Origin of the sequence: Flavobacterium sp. GSP27 (assembly GCF_003970395.1) — a bacterium.
In the GTDB taxonomy this organism is placed as follows: Bacteria; Bacteroidota; Bacteroidia; order Flavobacteriales; family Flavobacteriaceae; genus Flavobacterium.
The window spans coordinates 305,360-323,799 of the sequence record NZ_RYDP01000001.1 but is presented as its reverse complement, the minus strand read 5'-3'; the positions used below and the strand labels follow the sequence as shown (position 1 = coordinate 323,799).

Annotated in this window: 11 protein-coding genes; 7 read left to right on the top strand and 4 right to left on the bottom strand. The window is 37.2% G+C overall.

Going from position 1 to position 18,440, the window contains the following annotated elements:
• Positions 1–91: 91 nt before the first annotated feature.
• From EKM05_RS01440 to bioB, 6 genes are all read left to right on the top strand, one after another.
• Positions 92–703 (top strand): 50S ribosomal protein L25/general stress protein Ctc, encoded by a 612-nt coding sequence (locus EKM05_RS01440; RefSeq protein WP_126452005.1) that lies wholly within the window; start codon positions 92–94, stop codon positions 701–703.
• 283 nt (positions 704–986) lie between these two features.
• On the top strand, positions 987–1,661 hold the full coding sequence (pth, locus tag EKM05_RS01435; protein ID WP_126553053.1) for an aminoacyl-tRNA hydrolase: 675 nt from the start codon (positions 987–989) through the stop codon (positions 1,659–1,661).
• Between the two features lie 141 nt (positions 1,662–1,802).
• Positions 1,803–3,842 carry a T9SS type A sorting domain-containing protein gene (locus EKM05_RS01430; RefSeq protein WP_126553051.1) on the top strand — a complete coding sequence of 680 codons (2,040 nt, stop codon included), beginning with the start codon at positions 1,803–1,805 and terminating at the stop codon, positions 3,840–3,842.
• 101 nt (positions 3,843–3,943) lie between these two features.
• Positions 3,944–4,873, top strand: a complete 930-nt coding sequence (locus EKM05_RS01425; protein ID WP_126553049.1) for a bifunctional riboflavin kinase/FAD synthetase — start codon at positions 3,944–3,946, stop codon at positions 4,871–4,873.
• Between the two features lie 94 nt (positions 4,874–4,967).
• Positions 4,968–5,423 carry a hypothetical protein gene (locus EKM05_RS01420; protein WP_126553047.1) on the top strand — a complete coding sequence of 152 codons (456 nt, stop codon included), beginning with the start codon at positions 4,968–4,970 and terminating at the stop codon, positions 5,421–5,423.
• A gap of 268 nt (positions 5,424–5,691) precedes the next feature.
• Complete coding sequence (gene bioB / locus EKM05_RS01415; RefSeq protein ID WP_126458136.1) at positions 5,692–6,777, top strand: biotin synthase BioB; 1,086 nt, start codon at positions 5,692–5,694, stop codon at positions 6,775–6,777.
• Positions 6,778–6,844: 67 nt separating this feature from the next.
• Here the strand turns inward: bioB and EKM05_RS01410 are convergent, their stop codons facing one another.
• Complete coding sequence (locus EKM05_RS01410; RefSeq protein ID WP_126553045.1) at positions 6,845–10,744, bottom strand: T9SS sorting signal type C domain-containing protein; 3,900 nt, start codon at positions 10,742–10,744, stop codon at positions 6,845–6,847.
• A 580-nt stretch (positions 10,745–11,324) separates the two neighbouring features.
• Complete coding sequence (locus EKM05_RS01405; RefSeq protein WP_126553043.1) at positions 11,325–14,654, bottom strand: T9SS sorting signal type C domain-containing protein; 3,330 nt, start codon at positions 14,652–14,654, stop codon at positions 11,325–11,327.
• Between the two features lie 392 nt (positions 14,655–15,046).
• Between EKM05_RS01405 and EKM05_RS01400 the strand changes: the two genes are divergently transcribed.
• Positions 15,047–15,544, top strand: coding sequence for a regulatory protein RecX (locus EKM05_RS01400; protein ID WP_126458127.1), 498 nt, complete (start codon positions 15,047–15,049; stop codon positions 15,542–15,544).
• 298 nt (positions 15,545–15,842) lie between these two features.
• Here the strand turns inward: EKM05_RS01400 and EKM05_RS01395 are convergent, their stop codons facing one another.
• Both EKM05_RS01395 and bioA read right to left on the bottom strand, forming a co-directional pair.
• Entirely contained in the window at positions 15,843–16,997 is a 1,155-nt protein-coding gene (locus EKM05_RS01395; RefSeq protein WP_126553041.1) for a beta-ketoacyl synthase N-terminal-like domain-containing protein, read from the bottom strand.
• Positions 16,998–17,124: 127 nt separating this feature from the next.
• Positions 17,125–18,396, bottom strand: coding sequence for an adenosylmethionine--8-amino-7-oxononanoate transaminase (bioA, locus tag EKM05_RS01390; protein ID WP_126553039.1), 1,272 nt, complete (start codon positions 18,394–18,396; stop codon positions 17,125–17,127).
• Between the last annotated feature and the right edge of the window lie 44 nt (positions 18,397–18,440).

Genomic DNA, 18,440 nt, shown 5'->3' with positions numbered 1-18,440 from the left:
AGTCCAATGTCTTAAAGTTATAAAGTCTTGCTGATAGCCAAAAGCTAAAAGCCAAACAAGTAATATTATTTAATAACTATATTTTTTTACAATGAAATCGATTACAATTAAAGGATCAGAAAGAGAAAGCGTGGGTAAAGTTGCGACTAAAGCCCTACGTAATGCTGGATTGGTTCCTTGCGTATTATACGGAGGAAATCAGGCAGTTCATTTCTCAGCAGAAGTTATGGCTTTCAAAAACTTGGTTTACACCCCAAACGCTCACACAGTTGAGATCAATCTAGGTGAAGGAAAATCATTTAACGCTATTTTACAAGACATTCAGGTTCACCCGGTGTCTGACAAGATCTTACACATTGATTTCTTTCAATTATTTGATGACAAAGAAATCACTATGGAAGTTCCTGTAAAAATCATTGGTAACTCTAAAGGAGTTATGGCCGGTGGAGATTTACGTTTGAACACTCGTAAACTAAAAGTAAAAGCTTTACCAAAAAATCTTCCTGATTTTATTGAAGCTGACATTACTGCCTTAGACATGGGTAACAAATTGTACGTTACTAAAGTAGCTTCTCCGGACTACAAAATCATGCACCCGGACAACACTGTAATTTGTCAAGTGAAAATCTCTCGTGCCGCTATGAAAGCAGCTCAAGAGGCAGCAAAAGCAGCAAAAGCTCCCGTAAAAGGAAAGAAAAAATAATATTTTTTCAATCATTCAAGAAAGCATCAGTTCTACAACTGGTGCTTTTTTTTGCTTTTTATTTTTTCATTTAGAGCAACGAGAAACCTCATTATCCTATTTTAAATTATGAGGAGCACCACTACCCATTTTCACAATAACGCTCCTCCTGCTGTCCGTTGTATCCACGCCAAAAAGCGCGGGATGCCACTCCCATCAGGGCTATCCAGAACTATTTTGTTCCCAATACCGATTTTCTAAAAATCTAATAGTACACTATTCTAATTAAGTCTATTTTTGCAGTATGATAAAATGGATTTCAAATTTATTCTCACATACAAAAACTGAGAATAATACAGATTGTAGGAAATCAGAGGCTCTCGAACACCAAAAAAATAATATAGAAAACGTGAGTAATAAATTTTTAATAATAGGACTCGGCAACATTGGCGCCGAGTATGTAAACACTCGCCACAACATTGGTTTTAAAATCGTGGATTTCCTCGCCCGGAAAGAAAGCGTTACTTTCGAAACCGTAAAACTGGGTACACTTGCCCAATACAAATTCAAAGGAAGAACTTTTTTGCTGCTCAAACCCAACACATATATGAATTTGAGCGGAAAAGCCGTGCAATACTGGATGGGAAAAGAGAATATTCCACTTGAAAATATTCTGGTGATCACCGATGATTTGAATCTATCTTTTGGAGCCATTCGCATCCGACAAAAAGGAAGCGATGGCGGACACAACGGACTCAAAAACATCAATCTGGTATTGAATACGCAAAATTACGCCCGATTCCGTTTTGGGATCAGTGACGAATTCAAAAAAGGAAAACAAGTTGATTATGTCCTTGGCGACTGGGATGATACTGAAAAAACAGCGCTTACGGAACGACTGGAATTAGCCTCCGAAATCATAAAATCCTTTGGAACTTCCGGACTGGAAATTACCATGACCACATTTAACGGGAAATAAAAAAAGGAATATGCTTCCTTTGTACGCCTCTGTTTTTTTTAATTTGTATTAGATAAAAATAATAATTAATTTTAATGCATGTTTTTAATACACACTAAAAATCAACACATTGAATTACCCTTTTCTAAACACATCCATAATATGAAAAAAATTATTTTTTTTATTACACTGTGCTTTTTTTTTTCAATCAATCCTACGTTTGCACAAGTAAATAACACCCCTTCAAAAGCGCTTCTTTTTGGCAAAAATAAAATCATTCCGGAAGGTTCTGTAATTCGATGTGCCACGACAGAATATGAAGAATACCTAAAATCCAAAAATCCAAACAGAATATCTACTGCTGAATTTGAACAATGGATAGCACCAAAGATTGAACTCGAAAAAAATAAAAAAAAGAATGCTGCACAAGGATTCAAAACAAATGCAGTCATTACCATACCGGTTGTCGTTCACGTGATTCATAATGGCGACCTTTTAGGCAGTGATGAAAATATTTTTGATGAACAAGTAATTTCTCAAATTCAAGTACTCAACGAAGATTTCAGAAAAAAAGCTAACACTCCAGGATTCAACAGCAATCCTGTAGGAGCTGATGTAGAAATAGAATTCGCACTGGCTAAACGAGATCCATCGGGCATTTTATCAAACGGGATAAACCATGTAAACTTAGGGCGAGAAAGCTGGTCTACTGTCGATATTGATGGCTCTCTAAAACCCCAAACACAATGGAATCCTGAAAAATACCTTAATATTTGGGTAGTCAAATTTACCAGAACCGATCTTTTGGGATACGCACAATTTCCTAGTGCTTCCGGACTTCCGGGAATAAATCAAGATGAAGGCTTCGCTAACACTGACGGTGTCGTGATTGGTTATTCTGTTTTTGGTTCATCCAGTTATTTTACCGGAGGAAACTACACTACTCCTTATGACAAAGGGAGAACAACCTCCCATGAGGTAGGACACTGGCTTGGGCTGCGTCACATCTGGGGAGACGGAGGCTGTGATGTAGACGATTTTTGTGAAGATACGCCTAATGCAGGACAAGAAAACACGGGCTGCCCATCAAATACTGATTCCTGTCCCGCATCCCCAGGCTTAGATATGGTTGAAAACTACATGGACTATACGGATGATGCGTGTATGAACATCTTTACAGCACATCAAAAAGCACGAATGATTACTGTAATGAACAATTCCGTAAGGCGGGCTTCTTTGAAAACTTCGGATGCACTTACCTCGGGTGACATCTTTGCCAATGATGCTTCAACAATGGTTATAAACTTAAACATTCCTCCTTGCGGCACTAGCTTTATTCCTGTTATTAGAATCGTGAATAAAGGCAGCGCAACATTGACTCAAGCCTCAATCCGTTATGGAATTGATAATAACAACCTGCAAACCTATAATTGGACTGGAAGCCTGGCAAATAACGAATCCCAAAATATTACTTTAAATAGTTTGACTACTACTGGAGGCAATCATGATTTCAGCAGTACAATAACTAGTACCAATAGGAAAACGGATCAAAACAGCGCCAACAACAGCGATACTATAAATTTTGACATTACAAAAAATTACGCCAGCAATACAGTAGTTTTCTCCTTACAGCAAGACTATTTTGGTTCAGAAACCACCTGGAATCTTACAAATTCAGCCGGAACCGTGTTATACAAAGGAGGCCCTTATGCAGATCTTCCAGAAACCGGGCCGCTTCCTGATCCAATCAAGGCAACCTTCGATCTCGCAGGCAATGATTGTTACACTTTTACTATATTTGATACTCAAGATGACGGCATCTGTTGTGATTTCGGAAATGGCTCTTACACTGTATCAACCCCTACGAATGAAATTATTGCTACCGGAGGAGCCTTTGGGGGAACCCAATCTAAAAGTTTTAGAATTGGATCATTATCTACCGTCGATATAGAAAAATTAAATTCGGTTTACCTCTACCCAAATCCCACCTCTAACATACTGAACGTAGTTAGTGAGAACAAACTCAATACTCCGGAGGTTTACACTATTATCAATACTTTAGGTCAGATCCTAAAATCAAAAAAAATAGAATCAGCGGAGGATCTTCAGATAAACGTCTCCCATTTATCGCAAGGTATTTATTTTTTAAAATTATCGAAAAATCAATCTGAAACGACTACTATTCCGTTTATTAAAAAATAAATTAAAGTCTATAATACATTAAAAAAGCATTGAACTTTTCAATCCTTTTTTAATTATATCAATTGTATACCTTAAATTTGCACCATTATAAAACACTTGCTTTGAAGATTTTTCATTCTATAAACGATTTCGTTTCCCCAAAAAAAACAATTCTAACGTTGGGTACCTTTGATGGTGTCCATATTGGGCACAAAAAAATCCTGAATAAACTGACCCAAAATACGGAAAACGAGAATTACGAAAGTCTGGTACTTACTTTTTTTCCGCATCCCCGAATGGTTTTACAGGAACATTCTGATCTAAAATTACTCAACACTATCACTGAGAAAATTGATTTGTTGGAAAAAATTGGTATCGAAAACCTTGTCATCCATCCTTTTGACGAAACTTTTTCAAGATTGACTGCCGAAGAATTTGTAAGTACTATTCTCGTAGATCGTTTTCACATCCACAAGATAATAATAGGACACGACCATCGATTTGGACGAAACCGAACAGCTGATATTGATGATCTTATCGCCTTTGGAAAAGAGTATAATTTTGAAGTAGAACAAATATCCGTTCAGGAAATCAATGCCATTTCCGTGAGTTCCACTAAAATCAGAAAGGCCTTATTAGAAGGTGATATGGCGCTGGCTAATGAATATTTAGGCTATGATTATTCACTCACTGGGAAAATCATTCAAGGAAAACAGCTGGGAAGGACTATCGGTTTTCCAACGGCTAACTTAAAAATTGAAGAAAACTACAAACTGATTCCACAAAATGGAGTGTACATTGTACAAAGTAGTATCAATCAAAAAACGGTTTTCGGGATGATGAACATTGGGTTCAATCCTACTGTTGATGGACAAAATCAGTCGATAGAAATTCATTACTTTGATTTCGATGCTGATTTATACAATCAAGATATTAGTGTCTCGATACTTCAAAGAATTCGTTCCGAACAAAAATTCGAATCAGTTGACGTACTAAAAGAACAACTTGAAAAAGACAAAAAAACAGCACTTGCCTATTGGAATAAATATTGATTTTTTCATAAAACATTACTATTTTTTCTGTAAATTTGAAAATAGGATGCTTTTTATAAGAAATGTATCATTTTTAAATTTTAAAACTAACTGTATGAAACTACCTAAAGAATTAGTAAACGGATTCATTATTTTCATAGGAATTGGTCTTTATTTCTTAATAATGGAACTTTTAGGCCTGGCAGATATTTATTTGTTGCGTTTATTTAACGTGTTGTTTGTCTTTTACGGCGCCCATAGAACACTAAAGGCTAATTTTTCCGAAAACAAAACAATATTAGTTTCTAATGCGGTTTCAGCATTATTAACGGCGCTTACAGGAATATTTTTGAGCATTATTGGCTTAATTATTTACAGTTATTCCAAAGGTGGTGATGCTTATGTGGGATCACTATCCAAAACCTTTTTATTTGGCGGGGATCCGTCGGTGATGACGTATTCCATTTCTTTGTTTTTTGAAGGGATAGTATCCTCTGTAGTTGTCACCTTTATGCTTATGTTGTATTGGGACCCCCGCTATGCATCAGACAAACACGGAGCTGAATCATAACCTATATTTTAAATTAATCCTTCCTCTAATACCGTCGCAAAGCACAATTAGTATTGGTCTTTGCGACGGTATTATTAAATTTTAAAATCCGCTATATCAATAAACCGCTGTATCTACAATACTACGCCCAGAATTTATGGAATATAAAAACACCGGTATACATCTGCTTAATTTGGCTATTAAAATTTTCAGAACCGGCTTTTCAATGGTATTACATTGGTTCTTTAGAACAATTTAACTACTTTTGAGCCATCAAAAAATAGTATCAATGAGCATTACAAAACACAATTGGACCAAAGACGAAATTATCGCAATATATAACAAACCTATGATGGACTTGCTGTATGAAGCAGCTTCTATTCATAGAGAACACCATGATCCTAACGTGGTTCAAGTTTCTACCCTTTTATCCATAAAAACTGGCGGATGCCCTGAAGACTGCGGTTATTGTCCGCAAGCAGCGCGTTACCATACTGAAATTGAAGGCAATGATTTAATGTCAGTAAGTCAGGTAAAAGCACAAGCTTTGCGTGCAAAATCAAGCGGATCATCCCGTGTATGCATGGGCGCCGCTTGGAGAAATGTAAAAGATGGTCCTGAATTTGACCAGGTACTGGAAATGGTCCGTACCATAAACAAACTGGATATGGAAGTGTGTTGTACCCTTGGAATGATCACTGAAAACCAAGCACATCGACTGGCAGAAGCTGGTTTATATGCTTACAACCATAATTTAGACACCTCTGAAGAATATTATAAAGAAGTAATTTCGACCCGCGGATTTGAAGACCGTTTGCAAACTATAGAAAATGTTCGTAAAACAAATGTCACTGTTTGTAGCGGCGGAATAATTGGAATGGGAGAAAGTATTGAAGACCGAGCTGGAATGCTTGTCGCACTTTCTACCTTAAACCCACAACCGGAGTCAGTGCCTATAAACGCCTTGGTTGCTGTGGAAGGAACGCCAATGGAAGAAGAAAAACCAGTTGAAATATGGGAAATGATCCGAATGGTAGCCACAACCCGAATCATCATGCCAGAAACCCAAGTCCGCCTTTCTGCGGGAAGAATGAACATGAGTCGTGAAGGTCAAGCCATGTGCTTTTTTGCTGGTGCCAATTCCATTTTTGCTGGAGATAAGTTATTGACCACTCCAAATCCTGACGTAAATGAAGACATGAAAATGTTTGAAATGTTAGGTTTAAATCCACAAAAACCCTTTACAAAAGTTTCTCAGCCTCAAACCGTTGAAGCTGTAGATTCTCAATTTGCTCCCTTGGGTGAAAAACCAAAATGGTCACGACCAGGACATACCATCGAGAAGAACCTTGAAGCATCTGGCAAAGGGAAATAATCTTCGTTTTTGAATAAAGACTCAAAACCATCTTGCAGGAGCAAGATGGTTTTTTTAGACTTCTATTTTAGTACACTATTTTCTTGGTAACAACCCTTCCATGCTGCAAAACTATTTTCACCAACACAACTTGATGACCAACAAGTAAATTCAGAACTGAGAAATCATTGTTGTCGATTTCGTTTTTTTGATAAATTGTACTTCCTGCTAAATTGTATACAACAACCTGCTCTATGAATTCTTTGGTTGATTTTATTTGCAACTCTTTGTTTTTAGTCGATACAAAAACAGATTCATCTTCTTTTATAAATTCATCCGAAATTAGGTTTTTGTTTGTATATCGCAAAACGAAACGATCATCAAATATTCCCACAGCAGTAGTGAAAGCATAGCTTTCGTTTGTTATATCAACAAGATTATTATTTAATTTATCCTCAATAAAAACATTTTTATTGACTAACACTCCATCTGTCTGATCTATTTTAATGATAAAAGCTCCTGCTACTTTACTGCTAAAACCTAATTTTATTTCATCTGTCTCTTCAAACGGTAATGCACGCCCCTGAATTACTAAATTCTTATCTTGACTCCTACTATAAAAGTCTAAATATTGATTTCCTTCAAAACTCTCACCGTCAAAAGAACGGTCAAAATCATTTGTCGCTCCCGTTGCATATCCTATTAAGATTTGTTTGAAAGCACCTTCATTATTACTCAAATTTAACCAAATTCGGTCTTTTTCTATAGCCTCAGATTTTGATTTATTAATGGCACTTGATTTAAAAAAACTAGCGTTTTGACCAATCACACGCATACTGTTATTAAAAATAGCTGTCCCACCACCATTGATACTCGTCATAAAAAAAGATTGTCCTGAAGCTATTTTCCCGTCTGGCTTAGTATTATTAACGCCTGAATTAGTTGCAGCACTCGTACCAACGCCTCCCAATAAGTTATACACCGCATAATCATCTGAAGTATATACGTTCTTATTAATAGCCGTATTGTGTGTCCAGAGATAAATAGTTCCATCCATAGTTTCTTTGTTTGCAATTATAAACAAATCTGCGTTAATCGCTGAAGGATACGGATTGCCAATCAAATTTGACGTACCTGTGGCCGCAATTGGCACTGACACCAACCCATTATTGGGAACTCCCGCAAAAATAGCTTCATAATTTGCTGCACTCGTTTCTGAAAAAGTTTTCGGACCACGAATAATATATCCTTTACCAACTGACATTACGTTTGTTGAAATCTCATTAGCCCATGAATTCCTTGAAGCATCAAAGGAATAAAACTTATCCCAATGCGTATCAGGAGAAACATCAATCAGTTTTTGATTTAAAACAGGCGAAGACCAATAGGTATAATCTGTGAGGAGAATGGGCGTTGTTTTTCTTTTTAATTGAATCACTCCGGAATTACTGACCTGATCTTCAGATTGATACAATGCAGCATTGTTTTCTAAAATTAATGTGCCTGAACCAGAATAATCGAAAACCAAACCTAACGTATTTCCTGCCGGAATTGTAACCGTGTTCCCTGCACTAATGAAACAAGAACAGGAGTTTACTGTTGTAAATGAGGGGTGATTTCCCTGAAAAAGCAGTGTCTTTTCAGCAGATGGCATTCCATTATTCCAGGAACTCCCATTCCAAACGGAGCTATTGGAACAGAGTTTAATTCGGGCTATTCGATGTTTAGTTACACCTGAAACCGAATTGAAGTTTCCTCCAATAAGCACTTTATTATTGGGAGTAAAACAAATACTAAACAACGTATTATTCAAATTTACCGAAAATGTCGTGTCAACATCTCCCGTTGCTAGCAACCGAACCATTCGCCTCACAGCTGTCCCGTTGTATGTACCGGAGAACGTTCCGCCAATTAATAAGCGATCATCGGGCTGGACTAAAACTGCCCTAATTTCTCCATTACTAAATCCCAATCCCGTTGCAAAAGTGATATCTAAACTCCCATCACTGTTCAATCGCAACACTCTTTTTGCGGAAACGCCTTTGTATGTTGTAAATGTCCCACCAACAATCAGTTTATTATCTGATTGCAGTGCTATTGCATACACATTTTTGTCAAAACCAGTTCCTATAGAAAATCCAGGATCTATGCTTCCATCCGCATTCAGGCGAACAATCCGATTATACGAAATCCCATTAAAAAAAGAAAACTGGCCGCCTAAAACAATTTTTCCATCGGGTAGCAATAAAATATTTTCTACGATAGCATCAGTTCCAGAACCGGTATTAAAACTGGAGTCTAAAGTTCCATCGGGTAATAATCGAGCGATTCTATTCTTCAAAACCCCATTGTAACTTGTGAAATTTCCACCGACAATTATTTTTCCATCAGGTTGTACCGCCAAAGCATACACCTGATTGTTAAATCCGGTTCCAATAGAGAAAACCGCATCAATGTCTCCATTTGCCAGAACCCTGGCAATCCTGTTCCTTACGACACCATTATAATATGTAAAAACACCTGCAATAACAACTTTGCCATCCGGTTGTACAATAGCGGTTTTTATAGAATTATTGGCTCCAGCACCAGAATTATTAAAAGAAACATCAATTGCTCCGTCTTCTGATAACCTTGCAATTCGGTTGCACATCGTTCCGTTGAATTTGGTGAAATTTCCAAAAACCATCGTTTTATTATCTGATAACGCATTTACTTTTAAAACAGAATTATCAAAACCAACTCCAGCAGTAAGATATCCAATGTCTAAAGCGCCAAAAGCATCAATTCGCGCCAAACGTCCTTGATTTTGGGAATCAAAAATAGAAAACGACCCACTAACGTACCAAGAACCATCAGATGCAGTAGCTAAATCAAGAACGGATGCCGAAAACGGGCCTGCCCCAATATCAAAGGCAGGATTAATAACTCCATTTGCTTCCAGTAAAACTAATCTATTAACAGCTGTTCCATTATAAGTCCCCGTAAAAGATCCCCCAACCAAAACACCTCCAGCCGGATTTAGTTTCACAACCGCTACAACACCCCCACTAAACCCTGAGCCAGTGCTAAAAGTAGCGTCAAGCGAGCCATCACTATTCAAACGAATTATTCTACTGGTTTTAACACCATTGAAATTTAAAAAAACACCCCCTACTAAAATTTTCCCATCCGCTTGTGTCGCTAGTGCTGACACATCATCATCAAAACCGGCTCCTTGAACAAAAGTAGCGTCAACAGTCCCATTGCTATTCAATCGAATTATTCTGCCGCAAGCAGTTCCATTAAAGGAAGTAAAAGATCCTCCCAAAATTATTTTACCGTCAGCTTGAATTTTGATTTCTTCAACAAGGGAGCCAGCGCCACTACCTATTGCAAAGCCTGTGTCAATATTTCCATTAGGCAAAATTCGAGCTACCCTAGGTGCGGGAACTCCGTTGTAACCGGTAAAACTGCCACAAATTACAATACTACCATCTGATTGCAAATCGCATGAATATATTATATTATTGGTAGTCCCAGCAGAAGAGTTAAAAGTTACATCTCTAGTTCCATCAGCATTTAAACGGATTAGTTTTGCAACATTTACACCGTTAAAGGTTACAAAAGAACCGCCTAAAATAATCTTCCCATCCGGTTGTATTAAGGAACAATATACTTTGCCTTCGATGCCTGAACCTAAATTGAACGAAAGATCTTTGGAACCGTCCGGCAGTAACCTACACAAATATGGAGTTGAAGCCCCATTAAAATTTAAAAAATCACCTCCAACAATTAGTTTCCCATCCGTTTGCAAAACAACAGTTCTTATGGTTCCATCAAAACCGTCGCCTTGCAAACCGTCATCATACGTGTTGAATGCAACATCTGACTTTCCTTGTTGTGAAAAAGCTACATTAATAAAAAGGAAGAAGAAAAAAATAGTAAAGTGTCGTATTTTGATGTCTAAAATTGAATTTCCGGCGTTTGCTTGAGCTCTCCGAAAATTCATGACTGTACTAAAAGATTACGTGCCATATGGGTTGTTTTAAATTGTTGCTTTTTTTGTTGAAATTCATTTGATAAAGAAATATCAGCGATAACTTTATAAAAGTAAATACAATCTTTTGCAATCACAATACCCACATTTAGTGATATTTAAACTAAAAATAACACACTGAATTAGGCTCTTGTTTTTTTCATATGCTTGTCGGTATTCCTCTATTTTTTTTAAAAATGGACACAGACCCCACAGCTTAGCACCGATTTTCAATATAATGATGCAATCAATTTTTGGAAATTTATGTCAAAAAAAACATTCGGTATTCATTCGGACTAGTACAACCCGTTGGGTACAATTATTAAAAACGTCAGTTCGCATATTTTTTTGTGTAGCAAAACGAAACAAAACTTCTCGATACGCTTCGCATTTGAAGTGACGTGTATCGAGAACCGTTTTTAAAATTAATTGGTAGTTTTGTCCAAAAACAAGAGCAAATCAACATACAAATAGCTTCAAAAAACTATTTAAACAAAAAAAGCCCGTTTTGTTTACACAAAATGGGCTTGGAATGTATTGTTGTATGATGCTTTTAATACACCGTTTTTGTTGTAACTGTCTCTCCATTTTGCAACACTGTTTTTACAATTAGAACTTGCTCACTTGATCCTAAATTTGGGATTACTAATTCAGTGTTATCAACATTTGTTTTTTTATAAATTTGCTTGCCCAGCACATCATAAATAAAAACTTTATCAATAGTTTCTACTGATGAGTTGATTTTTATCTGCTTGTTTTTTACAGATACTAAAACCTGCATCGCGGCAGTATCAAAATCGCCAACTCCTAATGTCCTGTCCGTATAACGCAATACAAAACGATCATTAAAGGTTCCTTTTTCAGTGCTAAAAGTATAAACTGCTTTTTTTAGATCATAAATACTATTGTTACTTTTATCTTCAAGGTAAACATTCTGAGAACTAAAAATCCCATCGACCTCATCAATACCAATTGAAAAACTACCTTGAATTACAGAACTATATCCCAATGGCACAATATCGTTTTCATCAAAGGGCAAAGCCCTTCCTTGTATGGTTAATTTCTTATCTTCGTTGATACTATAAAAATCAACAAACTGATTTCCATTATTGTTTACACCATCAAAGGCATTGTCATAACCATTAGTAGCACCATCCAGATACCCAACCAGCATTTGCTTGAAAGCACCTTTATCATTTGTTAAATTGAGCCAAACACGGTTTTTCTCGACTGCATTCGTGTTTTTTGAGCTTTGGGTAGTTTTAAAAAACTGCTCATTATCTCCCGTGATAGTGCCTACACCCACTCTCATACTATTTTTGAATATTGCTTTCCCCGTCATTAGACCAGTTGCAAAGAAACCTTGTCCTGAGGCAATCTTACCCGATGGTTTATTAGCCTCTTTCTCTATACCTGATTCTGTATTCCCCTTTACTATTGCAGTTCCAACACCTCCCGAAAGATTATAAGAAGCATAATCATCCGAAATATAAACTAATTGCCCCGAGCTTCCGCTACTAGCATCAGTTGCTGCACGAATCTCAGTATTGTGAGTCCAGAAATAAAGAGTCCCCTGCAATACTGAACTATTTGCTCTTAAGAACGATTCAGCATCTAGTGCCGAAGGATACGGATTCCCAATTAAATTTGAAGTTCCAGCACTTGCTATATCAATCTCAAATTGCCCGTTATGCGGAACACCTTCAAAAGGTACTTGAATTACATCAGATGTCGGATTTGGTGCAGGAAAAAATTCAGGTCCACGAATAATATATCCTTTTCCTCTGCCCATTATATTTGCTGAGTTTTCCGGTACCCAGCTGTTTGTTGCTGCGTTAAAGGACCAAAACCTGTTTGGGTTTGTATTTGGAGATACCTTAATTAGGGGCTGAAAAGCAACGGGCGACGACCAGTAGGTATAATCTGATTTCCTAATTACCCCTGATTTACGTTTATAAACGATGTTTCCTGTATTTATATCAGGATCCTCATTTATTTGGACCAAGCTAGAGTTGTCTTCGAATATCAAACTGGTACCCAGAGCTGTATTTACTTTTACAGCATTCGTTATTTTGAGAGTATGACCGGATTGTACATTCACTTGAACTCCAGCGTTTACAGTGCAATCGCAGCCTTCTAGGTTTCCAATGGAGGTATAATTACCTGAAAAAACGATGCTTTGTTCAATAGTTGGCGGACCATTTGTCCAAGTCCCATTGAATGAAGCTACCAATGGCAATGGCTTGATTACAACATTAGAGCTCACTGAGGACGTACACGTTCCATTTGAAACTGCAAATGTATAGGTTGTTCCTGCTACCAAACCTCCAACAGTTGTAATTTCTCCCGTTCCCGTTAACCCTGTCAAGCCTGCTGTATTTGGAGTTGCAATAATGGTTCGAGATCCAGTTGCTGGCAAACCGCTTAATGAAACACTTCCAGTTGCTAGTGCACAAGTAGGTTGCGTTATGGCTCCCACAACAGGTATCCCAAGTGCTGAAAATGTGGATGAAAACCGCACACGTGACTGCCCTAAATTTTCATAATATTCTAGCACAAAATTAGTAGCCCCGCTAAGGTAAACCGTAGAGGTTGTTTCTTGGTACGAATGATCGCTCCAGTTATTTATAACATACGTTAGACCTCCGTCTAAACTTAAACGATACCCATCATCACCACCTACTGTAAATGTATAGCATCCTGCCGGTAAGTTTCTATTCATTTTAAATCGTACCGCAAAATTATCAGTATAACTACCACATACATTAGGCCCTGAAAGCGCTCCGCCAACTAAATTTAAATCAAAATTCTCCGTTTGCGTAACATACCCCCTATAGGTAGTTGTAAAAGCATTACTAGGCGGACTCCCATTTGTATTAGCATACACATAACCTAACCAGGAATTATTACCATAAGATATTTGATCTCCTGCAGGTGTACTTACCGTAAAACTACTAAGACTCGTCCCCGTCCCACCAGAAGTAGTTACAGTTATAAATCCAGTTGTGGCTGTAGCTGGTAATTGAGCCGTTATTTGTGTATTGCTATTTACTGTAAATGATGCCGGAATCCCATTAAAATTTACTGCCGTTGTTCCTGTAAAATTTCTTCCTGTAATAATTACTGAAACTCCAGATGCAGCGCAAGCATTGCTTGGTGTAAAACTAGTTATGATAGGGTTTGGTGTCCATGTATAGGTTAAACCATTAAGCGGCAATTCTCCTGAACCACTACCTGTTCTACAACTAGCGGTATTATTAACCCCTACAGTAGATGTAGGCCAGTTATTAGTTACTAATCTATTATTAAAATCAGTATTATTTAATCCACGTAATCCAACTTGAGCAGTCAGACTACCTGCGTAAGTTGTAGCACAACCACCATAAATTACTTGAATTGTATTTGATGATTCATTCAATCTAATCTGAAAATTGAAGTCACCATTTCTAGCCGTTGTACCCTCATATCGACGCACGTTGGTCCATTGCAATACAAAAACTCTATTGGGTGCACTTCCTATTGAACTATAAATTATATTAGAATTAGCACTAAACAGATCCATTCCCAAAGCACTAATTGCACCTTCAAAACCAGTATTTGAAGATATAGGGGTATAACTTATATTGGAAGAAAGTGTGGTGCCGAAAGTAATATACCCATTAGAGTTAACAGAACACGTAGTATAATTAATTCCATTAAAATTGAATGAGAATCCAATTTCGATGGTATTCGCGCTTACAAAATCGTCCCAAGTACCAATCGACACACCATTTAAAGCTGCATAGGTACCACTAGCTTGCGAAAAAGAGTAATTTACTACTTGACCATAACCTAAACCAAAACTAAAAAAGAATGCAATTAATAAAAGTAATTTTTTATTCATGTTATGATATTTATTTAAGCATCTTACAGCTAAATCTCTAATTCTTTTAAATACAAAAAATAAGTAAAATCAACTATTCTGGTAATATCGTTCCGTATTTTAAATAAAACCTAATTTAATCGACCAAGCGCAAAATATTCTGTTTAAATACATGTTTTAACTATTAAAAATCTTCTACCATTTCTCTTAAAAAATCATTCACACCATCTTAACTGGCTTTATAACAGTCGCTTTGTTTCAAACCCTAAGCCTTTTTCCTAGCTAAAACAACAAAAAATAAATTCCTGTTTCCCGTCCTGCGACACTTTAAATTTAATATCTTATTTTTGAAACCCACAATGAGAATGCTTGAACCTATTTAAACCATAAAGAACAAGCGCAAAAACAAAAAAATGAATCCCATATATACCCTAAAAACAGCCATTCCTAAAATTGAACACTACTGTGCTTATCAGGAACGCTGTCACGAAGAAGTAATACAAAAGCTGTGGAGCATGAAAATGGACTCTGATGAAATCGATACGATTGTAGTGCATCTGATCAGTAGTAATTTCCTGAATGAAAGTCGTTTTGCCTGCAGTTTCGCCAGAGGAAAACACCGCATCAAGTTTTGGGGCAAAATCAGAATTATCAATGAATTAAAATTCCGAAAAATCACACAATACAATATCAATCTGGCACTCAAAGAAATTACGCATGAGGAATATACCGCAACCTTTGACGGCATTTCCCAAAAACAATGGGAGGCCATTCGGGAAGCAAACCGGTTGAAAAAACGAAAAAAATTTTGTGATTATTTGCTCCGAAAAGGCTACGAAAGTAATTTAGTCTACGAAAAAGCAAAAGAACTGGAAAGTTGGAACACGGATGACACGGATAAAACCGATTAACGCTGATTTTTTTTGTTTGCAAAAGAAAAAGCTACTCCAAAACAATTCATTTTAGCCCAAGATTCAGTTCTAAGTCACATTGAAAAAAAACCAAAACCGACAATGGAATTATTTGATTTCATTCAAATGGTATTCCACACAAAAATAAAAATCCGCTTAAATCTGCGGTATCTGCGTGCCATTAAACCTTGACCTTTATAAACAGATCGTACCAATTAACACTGATTACCAAAATTTGTGAAATTAGAGTAATTCGTAGCTACTTTTTTAAAAAGAACACCTCTTATAAATGGCATCCTTATACACTCAAAAGAACACTTACCGCGTTTCCTCCAAAACCAACGGCATTAATCAATACTTTCTTAATCGGTTTTGTTTGTGCTTGCGCTTTTGCAAAAGGGACTCCGATAAAACGATTGTGTTGCAGCATCAAAATAGCGAATTCCATACTCAAAATCCCTGATGCACCAAAGGTGTGACCAATTTTCCATTTATTGGTAGTGAGCAAAGGCAGGCTTTCACCAAAAACTTTCTGTATCGCTTTATATTCGGTCAAATCCCCTTTTACAGTTCCCGGAGCATGCATGACAATCACATCCACTTTGGACAAATCAGTATTTTGAAGTGCCATTTTCATAGATTTCTGGAAACAGGTCGCTTCTGCCGAAATAGAAATACTATGTTCCAGAATTTCTGTAGCGTATCCAATTCCTTCGATGTAGGCCAAGGCGTTTTCTTTTTCCCCAATTTCGAGACAACACACCCCAGCACCTTCACCCAGAATCATGGTGTTTTGCTTTTTTTCTAAATCAAGAGCCCGATTGGGATATTCTTCTGCGCGACTCGAATAAATTTTCAAGGCGCGCATTTGGGCAATCGTAAAATCAGTTAAAGGCGCTTCAGTTCCACCGACTAAAAACTTATCTGCCATTCCCGCTTTTAGCCACGCCACTCCGTTTAACACGGCATGCAACGCAGTAGAACACGTAATAGAATGTGAGATTTCAGGGCCAGAACTTTGCAAATCATGTGCCACCCAAGAGGAAATATTGCCCAAAGTGGTCGTTGGAGAAGCCAATGTTTGTGCTTTTCCTGTTTTTAAATACTCCTGATAATGCTTTTCGAATAAATCCGTGGCACCGCGAGATGAACCAATATTGATTCCAAAAACGTCATTTGAATTCCAGCCTGCATTTTGCATCGCTTGCCGCGAAGCCGCCATAGCGTACAAAACGGATTGGTCCAAGGATTTATATTTGTTATCTGACTGTTTCAACTTGCGAATTATTTCAGTAGAATCAGCATCAATTTTGGCTACAAATGTGTTTTTTTGATCCAAAAAATGTTCGGAAAAACAATGATTTTTATCGAGATATTTTTTCCAAATTTCCTCAGGTGCATTTCCTAATGGAGAAAGGGAAGCTATGGCAGTTATGGAGATTGTTGTTGACAAGTTATTTTATTTTTCGCAAAGGTCGCAAAGTTATTTACATTCTGCGTTCAATCTGCGGAAAAATAGCACACCAATGACACGGATCTGAACCGATAAAAACGGATTTTTCTAATCTGCAGCCAAAAAACTAGACTATTTCTAACGCTTTTTCGACCACTTCATACACTTTTTGTAATTGCTCATCGGTAATAACATAAGGCGGTAAGATATAAACGATATTACCAACAGGACGCAAAATCACTCCGTTTTCGATAAAAAAATCATAGAGTTTGTTCCGTAAACTTCCGTAATAACTGGCAGCACTTTCGGTTTTTATTTCTAAAGCAAAAATAACGCCCAGCACTCGGGTTGCAGTAACTTTTGGATGATTTTTGATGCGCTCCTGAAAGTTCAGATGCCTTTGATTGACCCGAATTAAATTCGCCTGCATTTCATTCGTTTGCAGCAATTCCAAACTGGCCAAAGCCGCTGCACAACCGGTAGGATTTGCTGTAAATGTATGCCCATGAAACAACGCTTTATTAATATCATCATCATAAAAAGCATCAAATAAATCCTGCGTAAAAGTCGTAATCGCCATCGGAATTGTTCCTCCGGTCAACGCTTTAGACAAACACATCATATCTGGTTTTTCTAATAAATAATCCGTTGCAAACGTTTTTCCCGTTTTTCCAAAGCCCGTCATCACTTCATCTGCAATGGTCATCACATTATTCTGCTGACAAATTCGCATCAGTTTATCTAACGATTCTGGTTCGTACATCACCATTCCTGCAGCTCCCTGAACCAATGGCTCAAAAATAAAACCCGCACAATTATTGTTTTTTATTACATGACGTAAAGCGTTGTAACTTTGCTCTTCCTGCCCTTTAACAGGAACCGGAATCCGAATCACTTCAATCAAAGAATCCTTAAATGCTTCCACAAAAAACGATATTCCACTTGCGGCCATAGCACCAAAAGTGTCTCCGTGAAACGCATTTTCAAAAGCAATTATCACCGTTCTCTTTTCTCCTTTATTGAAAAAATATTGTAGGGCAACTTTAATCGCAATTTCAACAGCCGTAGAACCATTATCGGAAAAGAATATTTTTTGTTGGTTTTTAGGTAAAATTTCCATTAGCTTCTCTGCCACCAAAACAGCTGGTTCGTGAGTGAATCCGCCAAATAATACGTGCTCTAATGTGGTGAGTTGTTTGTAAATCGCATCGGCTATAAATGTATTGGAATGTCCGTACGGATTGACCCACCAAGAGGCAATCGCATCAATATATTCTTTATTGTTTTCGTCCCAAAGCAAAGCGCCTTTCCCTTTTTTGATGGCAATTGGCAGCCCTGCCGTTTTGTGTTGGGTATACGGATGCCAAAGATATTGGCGGTCTCTTTCTGTTAAAGTCATTTTAAATAATATATTTCACAAAGATACACAGAGAAAGCACAGAG

Excerpts from the sequence above, each read along its gene's own strand:
- EKM05_RS01440 (WP_126452005.1), top strand. The coding sequence starts at position 92 with ATGAAATCGATTACAATTAAAGGATCAGAAAGAGAAAGCGTGGGTAAA.
- pth (WP_126553053.1), top strand. The coding sequence starts at position 987 with ATGATAAAATGGATTTCAAATTTATTCTCACATACAAAAACTGAGAAT.
- EKM05_RS01430 (WP_126553051.1), top strand. The coding sequence starts at position 1,803 with ATGAAAAAAATTATTTTTTTTATTACACTGTGCTTTTTTTTTTCAATC.
- EKM05_RS01420 (WP_126553047.1), top strand. The coding sequence starts at position 4,968 with ATGAAACTACCTAAAGAATTAGTAAACGGATTCATTATTTTCATAGGA.
- bioB (WP_126458136.1), top strand. The coding sequence starts at position 5,692 with ATGAGCATTACAAAACACAATTGGACCAAAGACGAAATTATCGCAATA.
- EKM05_RS01410 (WP_126553045.1), bottom strand. The coding sequence starts at position 10,744 with ATGAATTTTCGGAGAGCTCAAGCAAACGCCGGAAATTCAATTTTAGAC.
- EKM05_RS01405 (WP_126553043.1), bottom strand. The coding sequence starts at position 14,654 with ATGAATAAAAAATTACTTTTATTAATTGCATTCTTTTTTAGTTTTGGT.
- EKM05_RS01400 (WP_126458127.1), top strand. The coding sequence starts at position 15,047 with ATGAATCCCATATATACCCTAAAAACAGCCATTCCTAAAATTGAACAC.
- bioA (WP_126553039.1), bottom strand. The coding sequence starts at position 18,396 with ATGACTTTAACAGAAAGAGACCGCCAATATCTTTGGCATCCGTATACC.